The organism is Bacillus sp. RIT 809, assembly GCF_016892495.1.
Lineage (GTDB): Bacteria > Bacillota > Bacilli > Bacillales > Bacillaceae_G > Bacillus_A > Bacillus_A cereus_U.
The window spans coordinates 1-2,426 of record NZ_JAFEMR010000056.1 but is presented as its reverse complement, the minus strand read 5'-3'; the positions used below and the strand labels follow the sequence as shown (position 1 = coordinate 2,426).

Below are 2,426 nucleotides of genomic sequence, written 5' to 3'. Positions count from 1 at the left end.
TCTGCTTTTTGTATTTTCTTTATTAAACGTTCTAAATCACTTTTTAACTGTTTTTCAATGCTTCTTTCTAATCTTTCTCCATCATTCCTAACATTAAAAGGAAACAGTCGTTCTGAAATTGAAATTCTCATATGTACATTTATATTAAACATAAAATGATTTTTGTATTGTACGTTTGTTTTTACTTTGGTACTTTGAGTATTAAAGCTTAACCAATGTTTTTCTTTGCTTTCAGATTGTAGCGGTACGGCAATAGTAAATGGAAATTCTCCCTGTATGTGATTCTGTAAGATACTTAATAATAAATTTTCTTTTGGTGTAATAGTTAGCTTATATCTATTCTGTTCATCAAGTAATGCTGAACCTATCAACTTTATATTGTTATTCTTTTTAAGTGCGCTAACACTCGCCGTCATTCCTTTTTCTTTTGTTTGGTTATGAAAATCTTGAAGAGTAGTTTTTACAGTAATATTTCTTCTATGTGCAGTCTCAATTAATTTTGCCAAATATATAGGAAGACGTGGTTTATTTTTGGGAGCATAATAAATTATGTCTGAAACAGGTCCATCCACAGCAACAATTCTTGTAGTAACCGTATTTTTGGGATCTCGATAAAAAGGATCTAAATAATCCGCCCACTTCTTTTGTTTTAAAAGTCGCTTACCAATCAAAATAAGTTGTGTCTTGCTTCCCGATGTCAAAGCCATAGCCATGGTGTCGAATTTTTCACGAGAGTTTCGCACTGTAACAGATTTCACACCATATTGTTCCTCTTTAATCTTGGCTTCTTTATTGAAAACAGGACTGGATAAGTATACTTTCAAATTATCATTTTCGTCCAAATCTAAACCCAGTATAAGCGTGAGTGTAACATCTTCTACATTCATTTGGTCTAAACACCCAGTGAGCAATATTAGCGGAATTAAAACACTGCATAATATTTTCTGCTTCAATGTGCTTCCCTCCGAAAGTATTTTTTGTGGATTAAGTTATATATCCATAAAAATACAGGGAATAAGAAAGCTAATACAAGTCCAGCTTTCGATGTAAGCTTTTGAAATAGTTCAGATTCATTCCATGAGGGATGGATCCAAAACGTTACTATAATTACTGCCAATAATAAAATAGCTACATGAAGAGTATGATCTTGTTTTCCAATTAGTTGACTAGAACAAAATACAGCACCGTATACACAAGGAATCCATGCAGTAGAGACGACAATTAGATAAATAGCCAATAAAATCATATCAAACCGTTCTAAAAAACGAAATTCAATAACTTTAAGCAAGTTTAGTACAGGTTGATTAAACTCTAAAATTGCATCTGGACTGAAGTACGAAAAGCAGATAAGAATAGTAAATAGATAAAATATAAATGTTAAGGTATTTGCTATAATAATTCCTTGCGTTGCATATTGCTTTTTTTGCAAAAAAGGATAAAGAAAAAATGCAATTTCAAATCCTATAAAGGAAAAGATAGTAGACGGAACAGCCGAAAAGACAGGTTTCCAACCCTCCTTTAATACTGGAAGAAAGTGTAACCAATTGCTATCTTTTAATGGTATGAAGAAAAAAAATGGAATCCACATTGTCATATAAAAGCATAATTCGCAGTATCGACCTATTATCCGAACACCATTGCGTGCAACCAAAAAGGTTGGAATAGAGAATAGAAACAAAATAATATAGTCGGGTGTTTTTGGAAGAAGCCAGCCCTTAATATAAAGCATGCCATTAATTAGAACTGTCCATGCGTAAAAAGCAAAATATATCATATAAAGAATAATTACCATGGTACCAATGATTTTCCCAAACAATCGAATAAGAATTTCATATAAGGTATCATTTGGATAGTGTTTGGCTGTTTGAATTAGCAAAATACTGGCAGTCATAGCGCAAAACCAACCAATAAATAGTGCTATCCAGCTATCTGTTCCAGCTTTTTCTGCAAGTACCCTTGGAAGGGACAGAATTCCAGTTCCTACTTGTGAGGCATTAATAATAAAGATGTATTGCATGACAGTGATGTCATTATATGCATATTTTTTCATATTTTCACCCTTTATCAGGATTGGTTTCTTTGTGATTCTTCGTAATATTTTTAGATTTTCTCTTCATTGACCACAAAGGAAAGCGAACGAACGTGTCCTTCATACCTGATATTCGAAAAGGTGACAAAGGACTACCATAAGGAGTACCTAAAGACTCTAAACTTATAAGATGTGCAATTATAGTCATCCAGCCGATAATAATTCCTACAATTCCAAATAAAGCAGCTAATAACATCATAGGAAAACGCAGTAATCTTATTGCCAAACCCATTTCAAAATTAGGAACAATAGAAGAAGCTATAGTTGTAATAGCAACAATAATAATCATGATATTACTCACAATCCCTGCTTGAACAGCAGCTTGTCCAATCACAAT

At 32.6% G+C, this 2,426-nt stretch carries 3 protein-coding genes; all 3 read right to left on the bottom strand.

The window, feature by feature from the left end:
* Positions 1-953, bottom strand: a 953-nt coding sequence (locus JTF23_RS27310) for a Ger(x)C family spore germination protein (protein ID WP_204210284.1), incomplete at its 3' end; no start/stop codon positions are given.
* A complete protein-coding gene (locus tag JTF23_RS27305) occupies positions 950-2,050 on the bottom strand; it encodes a GerAB/ArcD/ProY family transporter (protein WP_002120379.1) in 1,101 nt (366 codons plus the stop codon). The genes JTF23_RS27305 and JTF23_RS27310, both read right to left, overlap by 4 nt.
* 4 nt (positions 2,051-2,054) lie before the next feature.
* Positions 2,055-2,426, bottom strand: a 372-nt coding sequence (locus tag JTF23_RS27300; RefSeq protein ID WP_204210283.1) for a spore germination protein, incomplete at its 5' end; no start/stop codon positions are given.

What these genes read in the sequence shown, in the direction of transcription:
- JTF23_RS27305 (WP_002120379.1), bottom strand. Translation starts at nt 2,050, where the DNA reads ATGAAAAAATATGCATATAATGACATCACTGTCATGCAATACATCTTT.